Genomic DNA, 22,211 nt, shown 5'->3' with positions numbered 1-22,211 from the left:
TTGTTTCAGCATCCTGCAAACTGTCGAAAGCATGCCGTTACGTGGCCGGAACGGTTAGGATAGCCGCCTGTTTCAGTCAGTCTTTTTCGGGAGTAGCCCATGAGCGCCGTGAATCGCGCAGCGGTGGAAGCCGTTCTTCGCCAGTACACCGACCCCTATTTGAACCAGGACCCGGTGAGCGCCGGCTGTGTGCGAGCCATTGAGGTCCAGGGCGATCAAGTCTCGGTCCAGTTGGAGCTGGGCTACGCCGCCGGCCTGTTCAAGAACGGCTGGGCGCAGATGCTGCAGATGGCCATAGAAGGTTTGGACGGCGTACGTTCGGCCAAGGTCGATATTCAATGTGTCATCGCCGCGCACAAGGCGCAGGCGCAGATCCCGGGCTTGGCCAACGTCAAGAATGTGGTTGCAGTGGCGTCCGGCAAGGGCGGGGTTGGCAAGTCTACTACGGCGGCCAACCTGGCCCTGGCCCTGGCCCGCGAAGGCGCACGTGTGGGCATTCTCGACGCCGATATCTACGGCCCGAGCCAAGGCGTGATGTTCGGTATCGCCGAAGGCACGCGGCCGAAGGTCAAGGATCAGAAGTGGTTCGTGCCTATCGAGTCCCTGGGCGTGGAAGTAATGTCCATGGCGTTCTTGACCGATGACAACACGCCAATGGTCTGGCGAGGGCCGATGGTTTCCGGCGCGTTGTTGCAACTGGTCACCCAGACAGCCTGGGGCGACCTGGACTACCTGGTCATCGATATGCCGCCCGGCACCGGTGATATCCAGCTGACCCTGGCGCAGAAGGTGCCGGTGGCAGGTTCAGTGATCGTTACCACGCCTCAGGATCTGGCGCTGCTGGACGCGAAAAAAGGCGTGGAGATGTTCCGTAAGGTCAACATTCCGGTGCTGGGCGTCGTGGAAAATATGGCGGTGCATATCTGCTCCAATTGCGGTCATGCCGAGCATTTGTTTGGTGAGGGCGGCGGCGAGAAGCTGGCCACCCAGTATGGCGTCGAGCTATTGGCCTCGCTGCCGTTGTCGATGCTGATCCGCGAACAGGCTGATGGCGGCAAGCCTACGGTAATGGCTGAGCCTGATAGCCAAATCGCCATGATTTATCAGGAACTGGCCCGCCACGTGGGCGCGCGGATCGTGCTGCAGGAAGCGGCCATGCCATCCATGCCGACGATCACTGTCAGCGAGGATTGACGCGAGGAGGGGGCGATTACGCTTTTGCGCAATGTCTCATGTAAGCATTCGCTTACTTTTTCGTAAGCGAATGGTTTTTTTCCTCGCCCTGGGTGGCTAAAAAATGCGAAAGACTTTTCTATCTTATTGAAACATAACAATTATTTAGGGGTGCTCTGTTACGTCGGCGTGCTGGAGTGAATGTAGCATCCCGTTGAACTTCCCTTGGAACTCTCTAACATCAGCCCTGTGTCCACGGATTGACACGGCCATCAAGGAACGATGGTTCAAGGAATATCGCGGGATGCGATTCATCAGGATGATGAAAAGGAATAAAGGGACTAAGGAAAAAATGTGGGCGGGTCATACCGCCCCTTTTTTCGCCTGTAGAAAAGTAAAAGCAGGTCCAGGAAATGCAAAAAGGCCCGCAAGGGGCCTTTTGAGGAACGGTGAGGCTATCAGCGTTCGAGGTCGGCGATTTTGCCGGTCTTGCCATCCCACTCTTCGGCGTCAGGCAGCGCGTCTTTCTTCTCGGTGATATTGGGCCAGATATCGGCCAATTCAGCATTCAACGCGATGAAGTTCTCCATGCCGGCAGGCACCTCATCCTCAGAGAAGATCGCGTTGGCCGGGCATTCTGGTTCACACAGGGCGCAATCGATGCACTCGTCCGGGTGGATGACCAGGAAGTTCGGGCCTTCGTAAAAGCAGTCCACCGGACAGACTTCTACGCAGTCGGTGTACTTGCACTTGATGCAGTTGTCGGTGACGACGAAGGTCATTTCTAATTTTCTCCTCAGGCGGCGGCAGCGAAACCCTTAATGGCAGGGCTCGCGAGGTTCGGGAGCGATAGTCTGCAGGCCAGGCTAAAAGCCAGCAGCATCCCAAACCGCGCGAGAGTCTACCAGTTTGCAGGCCTGTGCGTTATATCCGAGTCTTCAGTGCATATAACATTTCGAGTGCTTTACGCGGCGTCAGATCGTCCAGCTCCAGCTTGGCCAGTTCATCCAGCACGGGGTGGGGCAGGCTGGCGAAGAGATCGCTCTGATGTGGCGCGGCACTTTGTCGCTGAGTCTTGGCGGGACTGGCGACCGCAGTTTCGTGGGGTAACGCAGTGGTTTCCAGGCGACTGAGGTGTTCGCGGGCGCGGCTGATCACGTCGTTCGGCACACCGGCCAGTTGCGCAACAGCCAGGCCGTAGCTTTGACTGGCCGGCCCTGGCAATACATGGTGCAGAAACACGATACGCTCGTTGTGCTCGGTCGCGTTCAAGTGCACGTTGGCCACCAGCGGCTCGCTTTCCGGCAGTACGGTCAGCTCGAAATAGTGGGTGGCGAACAGCGTGTAGGCGCGTAGGTGTGCCAGGCGCTCGGCGGCGGCCCAAGCCAGGGACAGCCCGTCGAAGGTGCTGGTGCCGCGACCGACTTCGTCCATCAGCACCAGGCTGCGTTCGGTGGCGTTATGCAGGATATTGGCGGTCTCGCTCATTTCCACCATAAAGGTCGAACGGCCACCGGCCAGGTCATCGCTGGAGCCGATCCGGGTGAAAATCCGGTCTACCAGGGACAGCTCGCAACTGGCCGCCGGCACAAAACTGCCGATATGCGCCAACAACACGATCAACGCGGTCTGGCGCATGTAGGTGGATTTACCGCCCATATTCGGACCGGTGATCACCAGCATGCGGGTATCGTCATCCAGCGACAGATCGTTGGCGACGAACGGCGTGGTCAGCACCTGCTCCACCACCGGGTGACGCCCCTGCACGATGCGCATGCATGGCTCGGTGACGAACCGCGGACAGTTGAGGTCAAGGTTGAGGGCGCGTTCGGCCAGGTTGCTCAACACGTCCAGTTCCGACAACGCGGCAGCCGTGTCTTGCAGCGGCGCCAGTTGGCCGATCAGGTCTTCGAGCAGCGCCTCATACAGCATCTTTTCCCGCGCCAAGGCACGGCTTTTGGCTGACAGTGCCTTGTCTTCGAACTCCTTAAGCTCCGGGGTGATAAAGCGTTCGGCACCTTTGAGCGTCTGGCGGCGCTGATAGTCGATCGGTGCCTGTTCGGCCTGTTTGCTGGGCAGCTCGATAAAGTAGCCATGCACGCGGTTGTAGCCGACCTTCAGATTGGCCAGGCCAGTACGGGCCTTTTCGCGGGCTTCCAGATCGATAAGGAATTGCCCGGCGTTTTCGCTCAGGGCTTGCAACTCGTCCAGTTCGCTGTCGTAACCGGTCTTCAGTACGCCACCGTCACGGATGATGGCCGGCGGGTTATCGATGATGGCTTTTTCCAGCAGCGCCGCCAGTTCCGGGTAGGTGCTGGTGGTCGCGGCCAATTGTTGCAAGTGCGGTGCGTCCAGCTCGCTCATGGCCGCTTGCAGCTGCGGCAGGGCGCCGAGCGCATCGCGCAGGCGCGCCAGGTCGCGCGGGCGCGCATTTCGCAGGCCGATCCGCGCCAGAATGCGCTCGATATCGCCAATTTCCTTGAGCTGCGGCTGCAGCTTTTCAAAGCGGTAACCATCCAGCAGGCAGGTGATGGAGGATTGGCGCGCTTGCAGCACCTTCAGATCCCGCAGCGGACGGTTCAGCCAGCGGGTCAGCAGGCGGCTGCCCATGGCGGTCTGGCAACGGTCGACCACCGATTGCAAGGTGTTGTCGCGCCCGCCGGCCAGGTTGGTGTCCAGCTCCAGGTTGCGACGGCTGGCGCCATCGAGCACCACTGTATCGTCCAAGCGTTCGTGGCGCAGGCTACGCAAGTGCGGCAGGGCGGTGCGCTGGGTTTCCTTGGCATAGCTGAGCAGGCAACCGGCGGCGCCGATTGCCAGGGTCAGGGTTTCGCAACCGAAGCCTTTAAGGTCTTGCACGGAGAATTGCTGGCACAGGCTCTTGAGCGCCGAGTCACGCTCGAAATCCCACGGCGCGCGACGTTTGGTCCCACGCCGTTTTTCCGCCGGCAAGTCCTTGGGCCAATCGTCCGGGATCAGCAACTCCACGGGATTGATGCGCTCCAGCTCTGCCAGCAGGTTCTCCCAGCCCTTGATCTCCAGAACTGTGAAATTGCCGCTGGTGATATCCAGCACGGCCAGGCCGAACAAGCGCTCATCCCCCAGCACCGCCGCGATCAAGTTATCGCGACGCTCATCCAGCAGTGCTTCATCACTCACCGTACCCGGCGTAATGATGCGCACCACCTGACGTTCCACCGGGCCTTTGCTGGTGGCCGGATCGCCGATCTGCTCGCAGATCACCACCGACTCGCCCAGCTTTACCAGCTTGGCCAGATAGCCTTCGAGGGAGTGGTAAGGAATCCCACACATCGGAATTGACTGCCCCGCCGACTGCCCGCGCGCGGTCAGCGTGATGTCCAGCAACTTGGCAGCCTTCTTCGCGTCTTCGTAGAAGATCTCGTAGAAGTCGCCCATGCGGTAGAACATCAACTGATCAGGGTGCTGGTTTTTCAAGCGCCAGTACTGCTGCATCATCGGGGTGTGGGAGGACAGATCGGACGTGTTCTTACTCATCAGATAGTTAGCAAATTCGTTGAAAGGAGTGGGGCAAAGGTGGGGCGCTCGGCCCTGCTTATTGCAATGGCCGCAAGGTTAACATGTGAAGTCGGCGCTTCGCAGGTTGCAAACCGGTGTACAAAACGCAGAGACGCTGCGCCTGATACAGCGCGACCTGTGCATAAAATATGCAAATTAGCATTTGCCAAGCTGCAAAACACCCGGCACTATCGCCGTTATGCAAAAACGCAACGTTTCTATCGTATTAAGAGAATTGCTGGACCGCGACCGGATCTCCCCCACGGAGCTTCACCGGCGTACCGGTGTGCCTCAGTCCACGCTGTCTCGGATCCTCAGCGGCAAGATTGTCGATCCGTCTGACAAGCATATCTCCCGCATTGCCGAATACTTTGGCGTGAGCACCGACCAACTGCGCGGGCGCGTGGCCGTAGGCGCTGCGCGGGACGACGGGCGCGACCCGATGCATTCGGAACTCAAGGACATAAGCCTGTGGGACGACGACACCCCTATCAATGACGATGAGGTGTCGATCCCCTTTCTGCGCGAGGTTGAATTGGCTGCTGGATCAGGAAGATTCGTCATCGAGGAAAGCGAGAAAGCCAGCCTGCGTTTTGGAAAGCGCAGCTTGCGACACAATGGTGTGCAATTCGACCAGGCCAAGTGTGTGACGGTGCGCGGCAACAGCATGTTGCCAGTGCTGCGCGATGGCGCCACCGTTGGGGTCAATGCGGGCAAGAGCGGCATCGGCGATATCGTCGATGGCGATCTGTATGCCATCAATCACAATGGCCAATTGCGGGTCAAACAGCTCTATCGCCTGCCATCCGGGATTCGTCTGCGCAGCTTCAACCGCGACGAGCATCCGGACGAGGACTACAGTTTCCAGGAAATCCAGGACGAGCAGATCAGTATCCTCGGTCATGTGTTCTGGTGGGGCATGTACGCGCGTTAACCCAATTCAGTAGGACAAAACCCGCCAAGCAGCGGGTTTTTTTTCGCCTGCCAAAAACCAGTAACCCCTTGAATCCCCAAGCCAAAAATGCACATGAGCATATCCTTAGTGAAAATAAATGCATTTACGCATTGACTGTATATGCATACATGCATATTCTTCATCTCAAGCCAGCCAACAAGGCCTGGTGGAGGCGGCAAGGATGCTGCCAAGGATGACAAGGAAGGCACGCAACATCGGCAAGGACGCCATCACAGCGATGGCAGGGATGCCAGGCAATACCGGCAAGGATGCCGACGCTCTTTAGTGACACCGCTTTACAAGAAACAGGCAGCGATGAACCGGCCTTAACGGTTCAGAGGGTTGGCAACTGACCCGGGTGTGCAGCGTAAAGCACCAGAAGCAGTTATCCGGCAGACAGGGATCGTGGTCGGAAAAACATTGACGAAAGAACCGTACCGCGCCAGTAGCGCCGAAGGTTCGAGGACAGCATTACTGAAAAGCCCGGGCAACCGGGCTTTTTGGAATGCCTACCTATAAATGGATTTACCCGGAAAACCGGCATTCAGCCGGCATTGCTCAGCCAGGAGGCGTGACATGACAAACGAGCAGCAAGCGTTAGCGGAAATGCCTATCTGGCTGGTGATTGCACTGGCCTTGATCGGCGGGGTATCCGGCGAAATGTGGCGTGCCGACAAGGAGGGCGCCCGCGGTTGGTCGTTGATCCGGCGCCTGGCCTTGAGGTCTGGCGCGTGCATGGTGTGCGGGGTTTCGGCCCTGATGCTGTGTTACGCCGCCGGCATGTCGATCTGGACTGCCGGCGCCATCGGCTGCCTCACCGCCATGGCGGGGGCCGACGTAGCCATCGGTCTTTATGAACGCTGGGCGGCCAAGCGTATCGGGGTCAACCAGACGCCGACTTCGCGGCCCGATCAGCAGTAATTGCTGCAAGGACGCGACCCTATGACACTTATCGAAAAACCTTCCCAACTGCCCATCGCGATCGCAGAAACGCTCAAGCTGGCGTTCCCGCACCTGCGGGTGGGCAATCACCAGGATTTCAACGGCGCCACGGATGCCAGCGGCATTTTGATCGGCGTGGAGCGCAACGGCCCCGGAATACGCGCCCTGGACGGGCGTAAGGCGCATGCCTTGTCGGTGTCTCTCAAAGTCACGGTTGCCAGCGGCGCGGCGCCCTTTGACGCCTGCGACTTGGCCAGCCAACTAATGGATCTGGCCCTGGACAACCGCTGGGGGCTGCCGGCCGAGCAATGCGACCTGCCCATGGCCATTGTGGCAGCGCCCTCCGTTCTGGGCTCCAGCGAAACGGACTACGACACCTGGACGGTGTCCTTCAGCCAAACGCTCTATCTGGGGCCGCCGCTGCTCGAAGATCCTACGGGTAAACCGCTGATTGCCTGCACCTGGGAAGTCTCGAATATCGACGATCCCGATCAATATCGACCTCTGCAGGAGTAGACCATGTTCGACGCGTTGCTACGCATGCAACTGGGGCCGATCATCGAGCGCCTGGCGCAAATGGAGGCCCAGCTCGAAGACCTGTACCGCCGTGCCGACAGTTTTTGTCGGATTGGCGTATGTGAGGAAGTCGATGCCGCCAGCCACACATGCAAGGTTCGGCATGGCGATTTGCTCACCCCGGCCATTCATTTTTTCAACCCCAGCGCCGGTGCGCAGACGGAAACCCGCATCCCATCTGTGGGCGAGCAATGCCTGCTGCTCAACTATGCAGGTGGGGAAGGGGGGACGCAGTCCGTGGCCCTGTTCGGCCTCAACAGTAGTCAGTTTCCGCCTGTCTCCCGTGTGGCGACGTTGACGCGTCGCCTTTATCAGGACGGGACGCAAAGCGATTACGACGATGCCACTCACCTGTTCAATTGGCGCAACGGGCCCACCACCGTCACGGGCTCACGGGAGCAGGTCCTCGCACAGGTCGGCGCCGCCAGCCTGGTACTGACGGCCGACAGCATCGCCCTGCAATTGGGGGCTACCGGTCTGCGGCTGGATGCCGGCGGGGTGCATTTAAGTGGCCCAGTGGTGGATCACCAGGGCCGTGTGATCAGCAGCGCATAAGGATTTGCCATGCTCGGAATCGATAGAAACACCGGGGCAGCCGTGGATGACTGGCTGCAGTTCGTACAGCGCGCCACCCGAGCGCTGACCACTCCCATAGGCACTCGCCAGAAGCGCCCGCTGTACGGCTCGATGATCCCGCAACTGCTTGGTCAGAACTTGGGCGACGACCTGCTGATCCTCGCCCAGAGCCATGCCGCGCAGGCGTTCTACAACACCCAGAATGGCATCGCCGATTTTCAACCCGAGGTCATCGTCGCTACGCGGCAAGGCGCTGGTTTGTTGCTGCGTTTTGCCGGCACCTGGAAAAACCGTCAACAAACCTTCGAGGTCGTGACATGAGCATGTTGATCCCCGGCCAGAACCAACTGGCGGAGCCGGCGCTTATTGCCGTGGAGGCGTTCGAGCCGTTGTTGGTGGAATTCAAGGCGTTCGTCATCGATTACGTGGCCACCCGTGCGCCGCAAAGCGCGCCCAAACTCAAGGCCAGTCTGGACAATGAAAGCGAATTATTGACCCTGGCCCTGGAAGCGTTTTGCGTACGCCTGCAAACCCATGAACGCAAGTACAACGCCCGTATCAAGCAGATGCTGGCGTGGTGGGCAACCGGCAGCAACTTGGATGCACGCCTTGCCGACATGGGGCTGGAGCGCCAAGTGCTCGACCCTGGCGACCCGGCCGCATTCCCGCCGATACCATCCATTCTGGAAAGCGACGACGATGCCCGTCTGCGCTACTACCTGGCACCCCATGCACCGGCGGCAGGCTCGCGGATGCAGTATCGACGCGAGGTCTTCACCCTGGGTGAACGGCCGTCGGTCAAGGTGCAGAGCGCCACTCCCGGCGTGGTTACCGTCAGCTACACCTTCGACCCGGACGGCTACGCGGCCCAAGTCAAGGATGGCAATGCGCGGCGCACCGCTCCAGGCGAAGTCATGGTCACGGTACTGTCAAGGGAGGGCGACGGCAGCGCATCCGCCGAATTGCTTGACGGCGTGCGACGACATTTCGCACGGCCGGATGTAAGGCCGGAAACCGATCTGGTCAGCGTGCAGAGTGCGCAGATCCTGCCGTACAAAATCCGCGTCGTGGCCAAGATCAACGCCGGGCCGGATTCCGGGTTGACCCAAGTGGCGGCTCAACGCCTGCTGCAAACCTACGCCGACTCCTGCCATCGCCTCGAAGGACGCGTCGACCCCAGTTGGATCGACTACGCCATTCACAGTGCGGGCGCGGCGCAGTTGCAGATTCTCGAACCTCTGGAACCGATCATCACCACAGCCTTCCAGGCCCCTTATTGCACCGGTGTCGAGGTGGAGGTGCGCACGCTATGAGTGAAAGCAAAGCGAGCCTGTTGCCGGCCAATAGCTCAGCACTGGAGAAAGCCCTGGACCTGGGCTTCGGCACCCTGCTGGACCGCGTCGTACCGCCGTTTCCCGCGCTGATGAACCCGCTGCAAACCCCCGTCGAATTTCTGCCGTACCTGGCCGCCGACCGGGGTGTCAGCGAATGGAATACCCAAGCCAGCGAAACGGAAAAACGCCTGACCGTGGGGCTTTCCTGGCAGATCCAGCGTCAGGCGGGCACGCCCAAGGCGTTGATCCATGCGGTGGAGTCTTTGGGTTTTACGCCCAATATCAGCGCCTGGTATCAGCAGCGGCCGCTGGGCGTGCCGTACACCTTTGACGTGCAGGCAATTGTGGGGCGCAGTTGGTCCAGCGGTGACCACAACCGGCTGATTCGGCGTATCAACGCGGCCAAGAGCGAGCGTGATCAGGCCACCATCACCATTGTCCACGAGACCTTGGGCGGCCTTTCGATCAGCAGCGCGCTCGACCCGCCGTTGAGTGACAGTGAGTTTTCCCTGCGGGGCGCTCTACCCGAAACAGTGCTGGGCGCCCGGCTTACCCAAACCGGCGCAGCCCTGCACTACACCATTAACGACTACGACCTCAGGGCGCAGCCATGACAGATGACATTACGCGCCTGGTGCGCTTCACCGCCAAGGGATTGGATGAAGTGCTGCAGGCGAAGAACCAGGGTTTGAAAGGTGAAATCACCCACATTGGCGCCGGCACCGGCCGCTACAACCCGGACGGCAGCGAAGTGGCCTTGCGCGACGAACGCCAACGGGTCGCCATCGTGGATTACGAAGACCTGGGCAACCACCAACTCAGGATGGCCGCGCTGTTTGACGGCGACGGCGAATATGAAATTGGCGAGTTTGGCTTTTATCTCGCCAGTGGGACGCTGTTGGCGGTGTATTCCGTCGCAGGAAAGTTGCTGACGTATAAAGCGGCGGCGGCTCGGGTGCTGCAGAAGTTCACGCTGGATGTTTCGCCGTTGCCGGGGGATAGCGTGGTGATTGTGGTGGGGACTGAAAGCTTGAACGTTCTTATTGCTAATGAGTTGGCAGTGATCGCTACTGCCAATATCGACAATATGGCTCGGCATCTAGGTTTGCTATTTCGTGTTGGAGAACTCGGCCGGGCATAGTCTAAGTGTTGGATAACTTATTTGGTCTCGCGATTTGTCATTCGGTAAGAGTGCGTCGAGGCATTAAAGTGGTAAAAGAGGAGCTACTATTTTGAGTACGGAAACGCAAATAGCTAACTTGGTTCAGGCTTCAAATAACCTGACAAATGCCGTGAATGGAAAAATTGATGCTATCGACGCGAGAATGAATCAGGCGCGTGCAGAGTTTGATCAGTTTCGAGCGTTAAAAGATGTCGTTGGTGCCATTGGTGAGCCGGGGACACTTCTGATGAGTGTCTTTCAAGGCATGATTTGGGGGACTGGTGCTCCTTACGATGTTGGCGCTGCTGGAGGGCTGGTTGCAACGGATCTCGGGTCGTCATTGAATGTGTACGCTCATTTCAAACTGCCGTTTTCCATTAATACCGATGATCAGATGTTTTGGCTGAATATTCGTGGCTATAGTTACGGTAGCTCTTTAGTGTTGGATGAGACATTTGCAGGTTACGTTTACTCGCCTCAGAGAGCAGTTATCAATCAGTCATGCTTTGGAAAGTTTGAGCCAGCTATTTATGCGGATACTGCGGGTAATGCGATCTGTCGCATAAAGATTCCTAATGTATATGTGACATCTTTGCGAATTGATACTATGCAGATTGGTCATTACCATTCGATTAGTGTGGGCGAATTAAAGTCTAAACTTTCTCTTTCTCCAACGGTGGTTTTCTAAATGAGCGAATTTTCTGCAGAAACTGTTCCTTCGCGTATCCTTAGCAAGGCAGGTTTGGAACTCTTGGAATGGGCATGTATCCGAGTCCGTCGAGATCAACTGTTGAGCGAAACGGATTATACCCAAGTTCAGGACAGCCCCCTTAATGATGAGCAACGTATTCAGGTTGCAAATTACCGGAGAGCTTTGCGGGATGTTCCGCAAAATGTTGGAGATCCATTCATCGTGGCATGGCCTGAAAAGCCCGCCTTTCTGAAATAGCCACCGCGAAAGCGGTTTTTTTCGCCTCCCCAAAGCCCCTCCTCAAGGGGCTTTGGCGTTCTCAACCCGGAGAAACCCACCTATGCCTACCCGCCAAACCTACACCGTCCTCATCCCATTCCCTACCGGAGGCGGCCATTGGTCCACCGTTGGCCAGGAGCTGGAACTGCTGGACGTCGAAGCATCCGCCCTGCGCACCGCTGGCCGTCTGGAACTGACCAGCGTCCTTAACTCCACCCCGAAGAAGGCTGAATAACCATGGCTGAGGTTCTGAACTTCGAGCACAACGGTATTACCGTCAATGCCACCGAATCCCCCGAGGCCATGGGTGGCCTGGGTGATAACGTCATCGGTCTGGTCGGCACCGCGCCGAACGCCCATGCGTCGATTCCGAAAAATGCGCCATTTCGCATCAATAGCTTCACCACCCAGGCGCTGCTGGACACCACCGGTGCCGAGTCGGGCACGTTGTTCCACGCCGTCTACCAGATTCTCAAAGTGGTGAAGGTGCCGGTCTACGTGGTGATCGTCGAAGAGGGCGCCACTGCGGCCGATACGCTCAACAATGTGATCGGCGGTAACGACCCGGTCACCGGGCGCAAACTGGGCCTGGCCGCACTCGCCAGCGTGCCTGAAGACCTGACCATCATCGGCGCCCCCGGCTTCACTGGCACCAAGGCCGTGGCCGGCGAGTTTGCCTCGTTCGGCAAGCGCATCAAGGCGCGTGTCGTGCTCGATGGCAAAGATGCCAGCGTCGCCGACCAAGCGGCCTATAGCGGCGAACTGGGCGGCGCCGACTTGGGTTTCGACCGCTGCCTGCTGGTGCACAACATGCCGTCGGTGTACTCCAAGGCGGCGAAGAAAAACGTGTTTCTGTCGCCGTCGTCTCTGGCGATCGCCGCGCTGGCCAAGGTCAAGCAGTGGGAGAGCCCGGGTAATCAGGTGACATTCGCCGAGGACGTTTCCCGCGTGGTCGAGTACAACATCCTCGACACCTCCACCGAAGGCGACCTGCTCAACCGTTATGGCGTGAGCTACTACGCGCGCACCATCCTCGGCGGCTTTTCGTTGCTGGGTAACCGTTCCATCACCGGCAAATTCATCAGCTATGTCGGCCTGGAAGATGCCATCAGCCGCAAACTGGTCAAGGCCGGCCAGAAAGCCATGGCCAAGAACCTCACCAAGTCCTTCATGGATCAGGAGGTCAAGCGCATCAACGACTGGCTGCAAACCCTGGTCGCCGACGAAACCATTCCCGGCGCCAGCGTGTACCTGCACCCGGAGTTGAACAGTGTCGAAAAGTACAAAAACGGCACCTGGTTCATCGTCATCGACTATGGCCGCTACGCGCCCAACGAACACATGATTTATCAACTCAACGCCCGTGATGAAATCATCGAGCAGTTCCTAGAGGACGTTCTCTAATGTTTACCAACCGAGTCAGACAGGCCATTGCGGCCACCCTCCAAGGCCTGCCGTTGTCCGCGACGGTGGAAGAGTTCACTCCGCCGAAGATCGAGTTCGAGATGGAACCCATGTCCGGTGGGCGCTTTATCGCCGAGGAAATGGCCAAGAGCGGCAAGGTGCTCAATGCCACGCTGGTCCTCCAGGGTGCCGGTCCTGAAATCATGCTGGCGCTGGGCGTGCGCATGGGTGACGACATCCTGCTCAACGTACGTGAAGCCGGTCAGGACCAGGACGGCAAGACGTATTTCACCTACCACACCGTCGGCGGCAAGCTCAAATCCCTGGATGAAGCGAAGCTGAAGATGGGCGAGAAGGCGCTCACCACGCTGGAGTTGTCCTGCCGCACCTACAATCGTCTGGAAAACGGCATCCCGGTGATCGACATCGACGTGCGCACCCAGAAATTCGTGCTCAACGGCGTCGATATCCTGGGCGATGCGCGCCGCGCTGTGCTGATGCCTTAAACCCCTGGGGGCGGGTGCGCTCGCCCCTTGCTTGAACAAGGAATTGCCCCATGGCCTGGATGCCACCGCTGCATAGGTTGCTGTCTGCGATCACCGCCGATACCGGCGCGACGATCGAGCAGGTGCAACTCAAACCGCTGTACTACGCCGCGCAAAAAGACGCGCTGGCCCGGGCCGGTGACGACGAGGACGATCAGTTCTTTGAACTGGCGAAACTCGCCACCGGCCTGTCGGAAAAAGAACTCGACCAGCTCAAGCGCCCAGACTACGTGTCTATCGCTCAATACGTACACGAGATGTCGACGCGACCTGCTTCATTCTTTCTCAACGAACCTCAGCAGTCGTCCCACGATCAGCCCATCCAACTGCTACTGCCCCTGGATGCAGCCGGCCGAACCCTGACTGAACTGCCTCTGGAAATGCCCGCCCTGCGCGCCACCAAAGTGATGAAAAAACTCGCCACCAACAAAGAACGCGCCGAGTTCATCACCGCCCATTGCACCGGCTTGATGATCCCGGATCTTGCGGGGTTGACCGTGCCGGACTGGACGGAATTGCAGGAGCGCATCGACGATTTTTTAAATCAACCGGCGGACTTCTTTCGGAACGCGACATCGAGGTGATCCTCGATGTGGTGCCGCTGGTTTACTCGGTAAACGAAGCGGAAATTCTCGACTGGGACGCCGCAAAAGCACTGCGCCGCTACGACATTGCGATCACTCGCCTTGGGGTTAAACAGGAGTAAAGCGAGATGCAAGAGACTCAATATGCGCCCCGGCTCGCGGTGCAAGACAACCGCTGGATGCTCGGTGACGCGGATCTGGGCAGTGTGCTCGCACCGTTCTCTGCAAGCTTGGCCGCGCCTGAACGCGAGGCTCCATCACCGCAATCGACGCTCAGCTCGGCGCTGGTTACCGTCAGCGTGGACCTGAATGCGTTGACCCTGGAGCAGGTACGGTTGCGCGAGACGCTGGAGACGCTCAACACGACGTTGTTCATCACCGGCGCTGCCCTGACCGCCCCGGCCCTGAGCCCCGCGACCAGTGAGACGAAGAAAACGCCGGAAGAAAAAAAGCCTGCCGAATCCTCCGCCACCCAATTGCTCAAGTGGGCCGGTGAAGGCTTGGCGGATTCATTCAGAACCAAGGTTTCAGACAAGGTGCTTGAAGCGACCCTGGGCAAAATCCCCGGCATCGGTGCGGTGTTTCAGGGGGGCGGCAAGGGCGGTGACACTTGCTGCGCGGGTGTCAGCGAGGCGCTGCGGGGGCGTGAGCGTTATGGGCCCAACAAGGCGTCTGGGAGGAGAGGGCCAGGCAAGCCTACGTTCATGAAGTCAAGGCGCAGTCCCCCCCGAACCTCTTTGAGTTTCTTCGCCACGGTGCGCAGCCTCTTCGAAAAGGTAAGCAAGGTATTCGAAGGTCCGCGCCTGGGGTTCAATGCCTCGACGATTGCTCCACGCACAGCGGCCCCTTCGAGCCTGGCTGGCGCCGCGACCCGACTGGAATCATCCGTCGTGCGCAGGCTGGGCCCGCTGAAGTACGTCGACACCGCGATGGCCGTCGTGCAAGGCGTGCGCCAAGGCGATGCCAAAGCCGTTGGCAGTGGCCTGAGCACCGTCGGTGGCGCCTGGGCTGGCGCATCGGCCGGGGCTGCACTTGGCACGCTGGTTTTTCCCGGTATCGGTACCGCCGTCGGTGGTGCAATCGGTGGCTTGCTGGGCAGCGAAGCGGGCAGTTGGCTCGGTGACAAACTGTTCAGTTCAAGTGATCGCCTGCCCGCGCCGAATGCCCTGAGCAAGGAACTCAACAGTGCTCGCACCGACAACGTCCAGGTCACGATCTCGCCGAGCATCCAGATCACCGGCGTCAACCCCGCCGATGCCCAGCAAGTGGTCAACCAAGTGCTCCAGGCCCTGCAATTCCAATGCATGCCCATGGTGACCGATTCCCTCGGCATTCGACGCAACGCGGCATTGGCCGACCCCGGAGGTGATTGATGCGACAACAGATGGTATTGGGCGATTTTATCTTTGGCCTCTCACGAGGTTTTGCCTACGCCACGCTCACCCACAGCAGTTACGGGGGCTGGAGCAACCTGGAAATCATTGCCAGCAAGCCGCAGTCCCGTCAGAGCGGTCAGGCTCTGGAGAAACTCACGTTCGGCGGCACGGCGATGTACGCCGTAGGTATGCAGCGCCTGGACGAGTTGCGCGCCTTGCAGAATGCGCGGGCACCGCTGCCGCTGGTCGACGGGATCGGTCGGAACTGGGGGCTGTGGCGCATCAATGCCGTGGTGGAAAACCAAAGCCATGTGATCGACGACGGCACCGCCATGGTCATGTCTTGGAGCCTTGAATTGGAGGAGTTCGTCAATGCGTAGAGTGCGAAGTATTGCCGGGGACTCAGTCAACCTGCTGCTGTACCGCGAGTTGGGGCGCTGTGACGACGCTGCTGAAGAAACCCTCTGGCACCTGAACCCCGAACTGGCCGAGCACGGGCCGGTATTGCCGGCGGGCGTGTGGGTGGTGGTGCCGGAGTTGCACGCCCGGCCAGCGGCATTGCGGCCGATTTCGGCCTGGGATTGAGGAGGCCATATGACACAGGGATTCACCCCGGTCGTTGAGTTCTACGGTGCCAATGCGGCATTGCTCAATCAACGTTTGATGCACTGGAGCCATACCGATGCCGCCGGTATCCAGACCGACCGACTGGAACTCACGCTCAATACCGAGGGTCTGGAAGGGTTACCGAGCTTGAGCGGCAAGATCGGCATGCGGGTCGGCTATCAGGAGTCGGGCCTGGTGGAGAAGGGCGAATTCGTCATCACACAGCGAACACCGGTGCTGTTTCCGATGCGCCTGATGATCGTCGCCACCGCCGCACCTTTCAGTGCCGCGGACTCCAGCCATTACCGGCAGCGCCGCTCCGCCAGTTACGGCCCTACCACCCTGGGCGCGCTGTTTCGTCAGTTAGTCAGCCGGCATGGCTATTCACCCCGGGTGGCACCGGCGCTGGAAGGCATTCCGATTCCCCATATCGATCAATCCAACGAAAGCGACATGGCGTTTATCACGCGCCTGGCCAATCGCTATAGCGCCATCACAAAACCGATCAACGAACTGTATGTGTTGGCGGAAGCCGGCAAGGTCCACTCGCTTTCCGGGCAACCTCTGCCGGAGGTGACGTTATCCGTGACCCAGGACAACCGACCCGGTGACCAAGCGTTCATCACAGCCAGGCTCGACGAGCAATCGCGGTCTAAGTACATGGGGTGCCGTGTGACCTGGTGGGATGCGGCTGGGGGCAAACAGCACGTCGTGCAAGTCGGCATTGCGCCGTTCAAAACCTTGCGCCAACGCTGCCAGAACGAAGCCGAAGCCCGCGCTGTGGCCGAAGGCGAACTGCGGCGCGTGGGCCGTGAAGGTTTGAAATTACAGATCGATTGTCCAGGCAACCCGCTGCTCGCTGCTGAAGGGTTGCTGCTGCTGGATCAGAGCTGGCCGTCCTATATGCAAGGGCGCTGGTCGATCACCCAGGTGACCCATGTGGGTGACCCGACGACGGGGTATCGCAGTTCGATCGTGGCGGGCGGATTGTCGATCTAGACCTTCTTACAGAGTAGAAACCATGCCGATTACGCTTGCCCAGCTTGTCCACGTCATGCCAGCAGCCCGCCTCGTAGCGGGTGTTTTTTTGCCCGCCATAAATGCTGCGATGGAACGGTACGCTATCGACACCCCCCAACGCATCGCTGCCTTTCTCGCTCAGATCGCTCACGAATCCGGCGAGCTGCAATACCTGCGCGAATTGGGCAGCCACCAATACCTGAGCAAATACGACACCGGCACCTTGGCTGCGCGCCTGGGCAATACGCCCGAAGCGGATGGTGACGGTCAGAAGTATCGGGGCAGGGGGCTCATCCAGGTTACCGGCCGTCGAAACTATATGACGTGCAGTCGGGCGCTATTCGGCGACGATCGCCTGTTGGCACAGCCTGAACTGCTTGAGCAGCCCCGGTGGGCGTGTGAGTCGGCGGCTTGGTATTGGGCAAGCAATGGTCTGAACGCGTTGGCCGACAAGGATCAATTCACCACGATTACGCGCCGCATCAATGGTGGGCTCAATGGCCTGGAGCAGCGCATGCAGCTGTGGGCGCGGGCGAAGGCGGTGTTATGCGGTTCTTAACGTCCTACCGTTTGCTCGGCTATTTCCTGCTGGTGGCGATGGCGGCGGGGCTGGCCTGGCAGGTGCAGGTCTGGCGATATGAGGCGCAGATCCAACGGTTGGCGGCGATACATGCCCGGGAGCTCGATCAACAAACCCAGTTGGCCGTGCGTCAACAACAGGCTGAACACGACAAGCGACTGGCCCTGGAGCAGAAGCTCAGCGCCAACGATCAACAACACGCGCAGGAGTTAAGCGATGCACAACGTCATCAGGCTGCTTTGCGTGATCGCCTGGCCACTGCTGATGTGCGGTTGTCAGTCCTTCTCGACACCCGCGACCCCGCCAACGGTTGTGCAGTGCCAGCCTCCACCGCCGCCAGCGGCCTGGTTCATGCAGCCCCGCGAGCCCGACTTGACCCGGCGCATGCTCAGCGAATTATCGCCATCACCGACGACGGCGATAACGCCCTGATTGCCTTGCGAGCGTGCCAGGCCTACGTGCGAACCATCGCCCGTTAGCATCTTGATGCAGCCGGTGGCTTGCGTGCGCGATCGGCTCCTGTAGGGTAGGCGAACGCCCGCCCACTCCAGGAGACGACCGTGAACGAGATCACTCAACTTGCCGCTGAACTGGGCCGCCGCCTGCAGGTGCTCAATGCACATGTCACCACGGCAGAGTCCTGTACCGGTGGCGGCATTGCCGAGGCTATTACGCGGATTCCCGGCAGTTCGGCCTGGTTCGAGGCCGGTTATGTCACCTACTCCAACCGGCAGAAGACTCGACAGTTGAATGTTCCCGACGAGCTGTTTGCCAAAGTAGGGGCCGTGAGTCAGGAAGTCGTGGAGGCGATGGTGCGCGGCGCCCAGGAGAAAAGCCTGGCGCGATTCGCCGTGGCCGTCAGTGGCGTGGCGGGGCCGGATGGTGGTTCGCCGGAAAAACCGGTGGGTACCGTTTGGCTGGCGTTCGGCGTGGGGGATGAGGTTACGGCGCAGCGCGAGCACTTCAAGGGCAACCGTGACGAGGTCCGCCGACAAACGGTCAAGGCCGCGCTAGAGGGCTTGTTGCGACGAGCTGCAGTAGAAATAGAAAAACAGGGGTAGGCGTTCTCCGATCTTTGTGGAACAATACTGTCTACTTATACAGGTGTTGGCCGTCAGGCCTTATTGATTACGTGAGGACTTTAATGGACGACAACAAGAAGAAAGCCTTGGCTGCGGCCCTGGGTCAGATCGAACGTCAATTCGGCAAGGGTGCCGTAATGCGTATGGGCGATCACGACCGTCAGGCGATCCCGGCTATTTCCACTGGCTCTCTGGGTCTGGACATCGCACTCGGCATTGGCGGCCTGCCCAAAGGCCGTATCGTTGAAATCTACGGTCCTGAATCTTCCGGTAAAACCACCCTGACTCTGTCGGTGATTGCCCAGGCTCAAAAAATGGGCGCCACCTGCGCGTTCGTCGATGCCGAACACGCCCTGGATCCAGAATACGCCGGCAAGCTGGGCGTCAACGTTGACGACCTGCTGGTTTCCCAGCCGGACACCGGTGAGCAGGCCCTGGAAATCACCGACATGCTGGTGCGCTCCAATGCCATCGACGTGATCGTGGTCGACTCCGTGGCGGCCCTGGTACCCAAGGCTGAAATCGAAGGCGAAATGGGTGACATGCACGTGGGCCTGCAAGCCCGTCTGATGTCCCAGGCGCTGCGTAAAATCACCGGTAACATCAAGAACGCCAACTGCCTGGTGATCTTCATCAACCAGATCCGTATGAAGATCGGTGTGATGTTCGGTAGCCCGGAAACCACCACAGGTGGTAACGCGTTGAAGTTCTACGCTTCGGTCCGTCTGGATATCCGCCGTACTGGCGCAGTGAAGGAAGGCGACGAGGTTGTCGGTAGCGAAACCCGCGTCAAAGTGGTGAAGAACAAGGTAGCTCCACCTTTCCGTCAGGCCGAATTCCAGATTCTCTACGGCAAGGGCATCTACCTGAACGGCGAGATGATCGACCTGGGCGTGTTGCACGGCTTCGTCGAGAAATCCGGGGCCTGGTATGCCTACAATGGCAGCAAGATCGGTCAAGGCAAGGCCAACTCGGCCAAGTTTCTGGCGGATAACCCGGACATCGCCGCTGCGCTTGAGAAGCAAATTCGCGACAAGCTGCTGACTGCCGCGCCAGACGTAAAAGCTGCCGCCAACCGTGAGCCGGTTGACGAGATGGAAGAAGCCGACACCGACATCTGAAGCAAACGATGACTGTTGTACTGGATACACTCGTCGCCGTTAGGCGCACTGCAATGGACCTGCTCGCTCGCCGCGAGCATGGTCGAGTCGAACTGACGCGTAAATTGCGCCAGCGCGGCGCAGAGCCCGAGATGATCGAAGCCGCCCTCGACCGTTTGACGGAGGAGGGCCTGCTTTCCGAATCCCGTTACCTGGAAAGTTTTGTTTCCTACCGAGCCCGGTCCGGCTATGGTCCTGCACGAATTCGCGAAGAACTGAGCCAGCGCGGTCTGCAGCGTGGAGATATCGACCTTGCTTTGCGTGAGTGCGGTATCAACTGGCAGTCGCAACTGGAGGATACCTGGCGTCGCAAGTTCTCTGGTCATCTGCCGATTGATGCCAAGGAGCGTGCGAAACAAGGTCGATTCCTGAGCTATCGCGGGTTCTCAATGGATATGATCAGCCGTTTGCTCAGCGGTCGAGAGATGGACGACTGAGTAACGCAGGTTCGTTCCGACGAACTGCTACATAACCCCTGGTCGCTCAATTCGATCCCCCGATACACCCGAAAAGGCTCGCTATGAAAATAGCGGGCCTTTTTGCGTTTCTGAACTCACGCTGGCTCTGGTGTCACTCGCTGCTGCGCCGTCCCCTGGGCATGGGCCCAGTTCTCTGGCAGGTTGATGTAGTCCACCAACTCTCGCAAACGGCCTTGATCTCGCCCGTTGAAATTGAACACCAATCGCGTCAAATGGCTGAATTTCGGCTCATCATGTTCCTCCCCGGTATAAGCCAGTTGCTGGAACTCCCCACTCAAGCGCAGGCTGGCGAATTCAGTCTGCAGATGCGCCAAGGCCTGTTCGCTGAGCGGATGGTTCATGCGCATCACAAACTCCCGTTTGAGCCAGCGTGTGGAGTGGAAGTTGGCGTAGAACTGATTGATTTCGTCCACGGCCTCTTCAGCGCTGTACACCAACCGAACCAGCTTGAGATCGGTCGGCAGAATGTAGCGATTGGCCTCCAACTGGTTGCGGATAAAATCCAAAGCGCCTTGCCAGAACCCACCGCCGGGCGCATCCAGCAACACCACCGGCACCAGCGGGCTCTTACCGGTCTGGATCAGCGTCAATACTTCCAGCGCTTCGTCCAGGGTGCCGAAACCGCCTGGGCATAACACCAGCGCATCGGCTTCTTTGACGAAGAACAGTTTGCGGGTAAAGAAGAAGTGGAAGGACAGCAGGTTTTCAGTGCCATCGATGGTGGGGTTGGCGTGCTGTTCAAAAGGTAAGGTGATATTGAACCCCAGGCTATGCTCCAGGCCAGCACCCTCATGTGCTGCGGCCATGATGCCGCCGCCACCGCCGGTGATCACCATCAGATCGGAGCGCGCCAAGGCGGCGCCCACCTCGCGAGCCAAGGCATATAACGGGCTTTCTACCGGAGTGCGTGCCGAGCCGAATACGGTGACCTTGCGTCGCCCCTTGAACTGTTCCAGAACCCGGAACGAGTGGTCCAGTTCGCGGATGGCCTGTAGGGTTATTTTGGCGTTCCAACGGTCGCGGTCGTCTTGCGCCATGCGCAGCACGGTAAGGATCATGTCGCGATACAGGGGGCTATTCGGGCTGTTGGGGGCGATCTGCTGGAGCTGAGCTTCGACTTGCTGTGTAAGCTCGGGCCCGTGTTCTTCAAAATGTCGTATCAAGCTGTCATTCGGTTGGTAAGGCATTCAACGTCTCCTTCTTCACAGAGGTTGGGCCGGCGGCGAGTGTGATCGTCCGGCGGCCACGACACTGCATGTGTCGCTGCATGCCCTAGGCATTGCACCTGTTTGCCAGTCGGCAAAGCGCGCTCTGTATATTCCTTGTGATTTAAAAACCTTTGCACTGCAAGTTGCAGCAGGGCAACCCTCTTGTGCCCGGAAAATGTTACAGGACGGCATGGAAACCGTTACGCGAGGGTGTTTGGGATGGCTCGATCATGGGCCGAAAAAGCCTTGGCTGGCAACCGCTTATTGGTTGATCAGAGGGACTTGGGCTGGCGCGGAACAATTGCAAACGGGGGAGTACGCGCCACGGGACCGCAGCGCGAGGATAAAGCCGAAATTACTTTTTCTTCTTCGTCGGGGCTGGGCAGTCCGCTTCTGCGAACTTCACCGATGCCACAGGGCGGTTGCTCTTGTTCTCGGTGATTTCATAGCGCATCACGGCGCCCTTGGCCATCAACTCGCGGTAGCCGGGGTTGGTGCAGACGCTGCGGCCCAATTGGAAGTAAACAGCCTTGGGGTTGGCGCGCATCTGTTCGGCACGGTCGGGCAGCACACTCAGGTGGTCGATCAGCTGCATACCTTCAACGGTGTAGGCCACTTCCAGGGTTTTTTCGTCGATTTCTCGCGGCAGGCCTTTATTGCTCTCGGCGGCAACGCTTTGCAGCTTCTTGTTCATTTGCGCCTCCAGCAGCGAGGCAGCGTGGGCGCCCATGGGCAAAACCAGCGCAAGCGCGACGGATGGGGCGACAAGACGCAGCATGGAACGCAGCATGAAATTCTCCTGATTCGGTTACAGGTGCATAGACCCGCCACTGCGCTGTGCGTTCAGTGGCGCGCGATTATAGGTGAGGCCTTGCCGCTACAGCCAGGCGTATCGCTGGTAAACTGCGGCCACTTCAACCGATCTTGAGTGACCCCGTGTCG

29 protein-coding genes are annotated in these 22,211 nt (G+C 59.1%); 25 read left to right on the top strand and 4 right to left on the bottom strand.

Translation table 11 applies throughout. From position 1 onward, the window contains the following. Window positions 1-99: 99 nt before the first annotated feature. Window positions 100-1,194 (top strand): iron-sulfur cluster carrier protein ApbC, encoded by a 1,095-nt coding sequence (gene apbC, locus FIV35_RS06335; RefSeq protein WP_034096144.1) that lies wholly within the window; start codon window positions 100-102, stop codon window positions 1,192-1,194. A gap of 437 nt (window positions 1,195-1,631) precedes the next feature. Here apbC and fdxA read toward each other — a convergent pair whose 3' ends face one another. Together fdxA and mutS are read right to left on the bottom strand one after the other, a co-directional pair. Continuing rightward, window positions 1,632-1,955 carry a ferredoxin FdxA gene (gene fdxA / locus FIV35_RS06325; RefSeq protein WP_034111970.1) on the bottom strand — a complete coding sequence of 108 codons (324 nt, stop codon included), beginning with the start codon at window positions 1,953-1,955 and terminating at the stop codon, window positions 1,632-1,634. Between the two features lie 142 nt (window positions 1,956-2,097). Further along, entirely contained in the window at window positions 2,098-4,689 is a 2,592-nt protein-coding gene (gene mutS, locus FIV35_RS06320) for a DNA mismatch repair protein MutS (RefSeq protein ID WP_034137179.1), read from the bottom strand. 220 nt (window positions 4,690-4,909) lie between these two features. Here mutS and FIV35_RS06315 point away from each other — a divergent pair, with 220 nt between their 5' ends. From FIV35_RS06315 to recX, 24 genes are all read left to right on the top strand, one after another. Continuing rightward, complete coding sequence (locus tag FIV35_RS06315; protein ID WP_080761400.1) at window positions 4,910-5,644, top strand: LexA family transcriptional regulator; 735 nt, start codon at window positions 4,910-4,912, stop codon at window positions 5,642-5,644. A 597-nt stretch (window positions 5,645-6,241) separates the two neighbouring features. Continuing rightward, entirely contained in the window at window positions 6,242-6,586 is a 345-nt protein-coding gene (locus FIV35_RS06305; RefSeq protein WP_034096148.1) for a phage holin family protein, read from the top strand. A gap of 21 nt (window positions 6,587-6,607) precedes the next feature. Beyond that, window positions 6,608-7,123: a hypothetical protein gene (locus tag FIV35_RS06300; protein WP_034137180.1), complete on the top strand. Its 516-nt coding sequence runs from the start codon at window positions 6,608-6,610 to the stop codon at window positions 7,121-7,123. A gap of 3 nt (window positions 7,124-7,126) precedes the next feature. Continuing rightward, the gene (locus FIV35_RS06295) at window positions 7,127-7,738 is read left to right on the top strand and encodes a phage baseplate assembly protein V (protein WP_034137181.1); all 612 of its coding nucleotides are present in this window, start codon (window positions 7,127-7,129) and stop codon (window positions 7,736-7,738) included. A gap of 9 nt (window positions 7,739-7,747) precedes the next feature. Next, complete coding sequence (locus FIV35_RS06290) at window positions 7,748-8,080, top strand: phage baseplate protein (RefSeq protein WP_034137182.1); 333 nt, start codon at window positions 7,748-7,750, stop codon at window positions 8,078-8,080. After that, on the top strand, window positions 8,077-9,072 hold the full coding sequence (locus FIV35_RS06285) for a baseplate J/gp47 family protein (RefSeq protein WP_034137183.1): 996 nt from the start codon (window positions 8,077-8,079) through the stop codon (window positions 9,070-9,072). Before FIV35_RS06290 ends, FIV35_RS06285 begins: the two co-directional genes overlap by 4 nt. Continuing rightward, entirely contained in the window at window positions 9,069-9,707 is a 639-nt protein-coding gene (locus FIV35_RS06280; protein ID WP_034137184.1) for a phage tail protein I, read from the top strand. Before FIV35_RS06285 ends, FIV35_RS06280 begins: the two co-directional genes overlap by 4 nt. After that, window positions 9,704-10,234 (top strand): tail fiber protein, encoded by a 531-nt coding sequence (locus FIV35_RS06275; protein ID WP_034137185.1) that lies wholly within the window; start codon window positions 9,704-9,706, stop codon window positions 10,232-10,234. Before FIV35_RS06280 ends, FIV35_RS06275 begins: the two co-directional genes overlap by 4 nt. 91 nt (window positions 10,235-10,325) lie before the next feature. Further along, a complete protein-coding gene (locus FIV35_RS06270; protein WP_034096155.1) occupies window positions 10,326-10,943 on the top strand; it encodes a hypothetical protein in 618 nt (205 codons plus the stop codon). Next, entirely contained in the window at window positions 10,944-11,204 is a 261-nt protein-coding gene (locus FIV35_RS06265) for a tail fiber assembly protein (protein WP_080761401.1), read from the top strand. It begins immediately after the preceding gene. Window positions 11,205-11,286: 82 nt separating this feature from the next. Continuing rightward, window positions 11,287-11,460: a hypothetical protein gene (locus tag FIV35_RS29560; protein ID WP_167389876.1), complete on the top strand. Its 174-nt coding sequence runs from the start codon at window positions 11,287-11,289 to the stop codon at window positions 11,458-11,460. A 2-nt stretch (window positions 11,461-11,462) separates the two neighbouring features. After that, entirely contained in the window at window positions 11,463-12,629 is a 1,167-nt protein-coding gene (locus FIV35_RS06260; RefSeq protein ID WP_034137186.1) for a phage tail sheath protein, read from the top strand. Next, window positions 12,629-13,135 carry a phage major tail tube protein gene (locus tag FIV35_RS06255; protein ID WP_034137187.1) on the top strand — a complete coding sequence of 169 codons (507 nt, stop codon included), beginning with the start codon at window positions 12,629-12,631 and terminating at the stop codon, window positions 13,133-13,135. The genes FIV35_RS06260 and FIV35_RS06255 overlap by 1 nt, the downstream gene beginning before the upstream one ends. 50 nt (window positions 13,136-13,185) lie before the next feature. Next, window positions 13,186-13,758, top strand: a complete 573-nt coding sequence (locus tag FIV35_RS06250; RefSeq protein WP_034137188.1) for a phage tail assembly protein — start codon at window positions 13,186-13,188, stop codon at window positions 13,756-13,758. Then, window positions 13,755-13,880 carry a hypothetical protein gene (locus FIV35_RS30080; protein WP_010212704.1) on the top strand — a complete coding sequence of 42 codons (126 nt, stop codon included), beginning with the start codon at window positions 13,755-13,757 and terminating at the stop codon, window positions 13,878-13,880. Before FIV35_RS06250 ends, FIV35_RS30080 begins: the two co-directional genes overlap by 4 nt. A gap of 6 nt (window positions 13,881-13,886) precedes the next feature. Then, the gene (locus FIV35_RS06245) at window positions 13,887-15,131 is read left to right on the top strand and encodes a hypothetical protein (RefSeq protein WP_034137189.1); all 1,245 of its coding nucleotides are present in this window, start codon (window positions 13,887-13,889) and stop codon (window positions 15,129-15,131) included. Beyond that, window positions 15,131-15,514: a phage tail protein gene (locus FIV35_RS06240; RefSeq protein WP_034096160.1), complete on the top strand. Its 384-nt coding sequence runs from the start codon at window positions 15,131-15,133 to the stop codon at window positions 15,512-15,514. Before FIV35_RS06245 ends, FIV35_RS06240 begins: the two co-directional genes overlap by 1 nt. Continuing rightward, a complete protein-coding gene (locus tag FIV35_RS06235) occupies window positions 15,507-15,719 on the top strand; it encodes a tail protein X (protein ID WP_034137190.1) in 213 nt (70 codons plus the stop codon). Before FIV35_RS06240 ends, FIV35_RS06235 begins: the two co-directional genes overlap by 8 nt. A gap of 9 nt (window positions 15,720-15,728) precedes the next feature. Then, window positions 15,729-16,739 (top strand): contractile injection system protein, VgrG/Pvc8 family, encoded by a 1,011-nt coding sequence (locus FIV35_RS06230; protein ID WP_034137191.1) that lies wholly within the window; start codon window positions 15,729-15,731, stop codon window positions 16,737-16,739. 22 nt (window positions 16,740-16,761) lie between these two features. After that, window positions 16,762-17,319, top strand: a complete 558-nt coding sequence (locus tag FIV35_RS06225) for a glycoside hydrolase family 19 protein (RefSeq protein WP_034137192.1) — start codon at window positions 16,762-16,764, stop codon at window positions 17,317-17,319. After that, a complete protein-coding gene (locus tag FIV35_RS06220) occupies window positions 17,307-17,819 on the top strand; it encodes a lysis system i-spanin subunit Rz (RefSeq protein ID WP_034137193.1) in 513 nt (170 codons plus the stop codon). Before FIV35_RS06225 ends, FIV35_RS06220 begins: the two co-directional genes overlap by 13 nt. 81 nt (window positions 17,820-17,900) lie before the next feature. Continuing rightward, a complete protein-coding gene (locus tag FIV35_RS06215; RefSeq protein ID WP_034096165.1) occupies window positions 17,901-18,401 on the top strand; it encodes a CinA family protein in 501 nt (166 codons plus the stop codon). Between the two features lie 83 nt (window positions 18,402-18,484). Beyond that, window positions 18,485-19,543 carry a recombinase RecA gene (gene recA / locus FIV35_RS06210; RefSeq protein ID WP_034096166.1) on the top strand — a complete coding sequence of 353 codons (1,059 nt, stop codon included), beginning with the start codon at window positions 18,485-18,487 and terminating at the stop codon, window positions 19,541-19,543. A gap of 8 nt (window positions 19,544-19,551) precedes the next feature. Beyond that, window positions 19,552-20,019: a recombination regulator RecX gene (recX, locus tag FIV35_RS06205; protein ID WP_034137194.1), complete on the top strand. Its 468-nt coding sequence runs from the start codon at window positions 19,552-19,554 to the stop codon at window positions 20,017-20,019. 116 nt (window positions 20,020-20,135) lie between these two features. On the opposite strand, the gene FIV35_RS06200 is transcribed toward recX, so the two are convergent. Together FIV35_RS06200 and FIV35_RS06195 are read right to left on the bottom strand one after the other, a co-directional pair. Then, window positions 20,136-21,248, bottom strand: coding sequence for an LOG family protein (locus tag FIV35_RS06200; RefSeq protein WP_034137195.1), 1,113 nt, complete (start codon window positions 21,246-21,248; stop codon window positions 20,136-20,138). Window positions 21,249-21,624: 376 nt separating this feature from the next. Continuing rightward, window positions 21,625-22,059 (bottom strand): PA3611 family quorum-sensing-regulated virulence factor, encoded by a 435-nt coding sequence (locus tag FIV35_RS06195; RefSeq protein ID WP_034096169.1) that lies wholly within the window; start codon window positions 22,057-22,059, stop codon window positions 21,625-21,627. Window positions 22,060-22,211: the final 152 nt, after the last annotated feature.

This window comes from Pseudomonas rhodesiae (assembly GCF_007858255.1).
GTDB classification, from domain to species: Bacteria; Pseudomonadota; Gammaproteobacteria; order Pseudomonadales; family Pseudomonadaceae; genus Aquipseudomonas; species Aquipseudomonas rhodesiae.
This window is presented reverse-complemented; position numbering and strand designations above follow the sequence as displayed.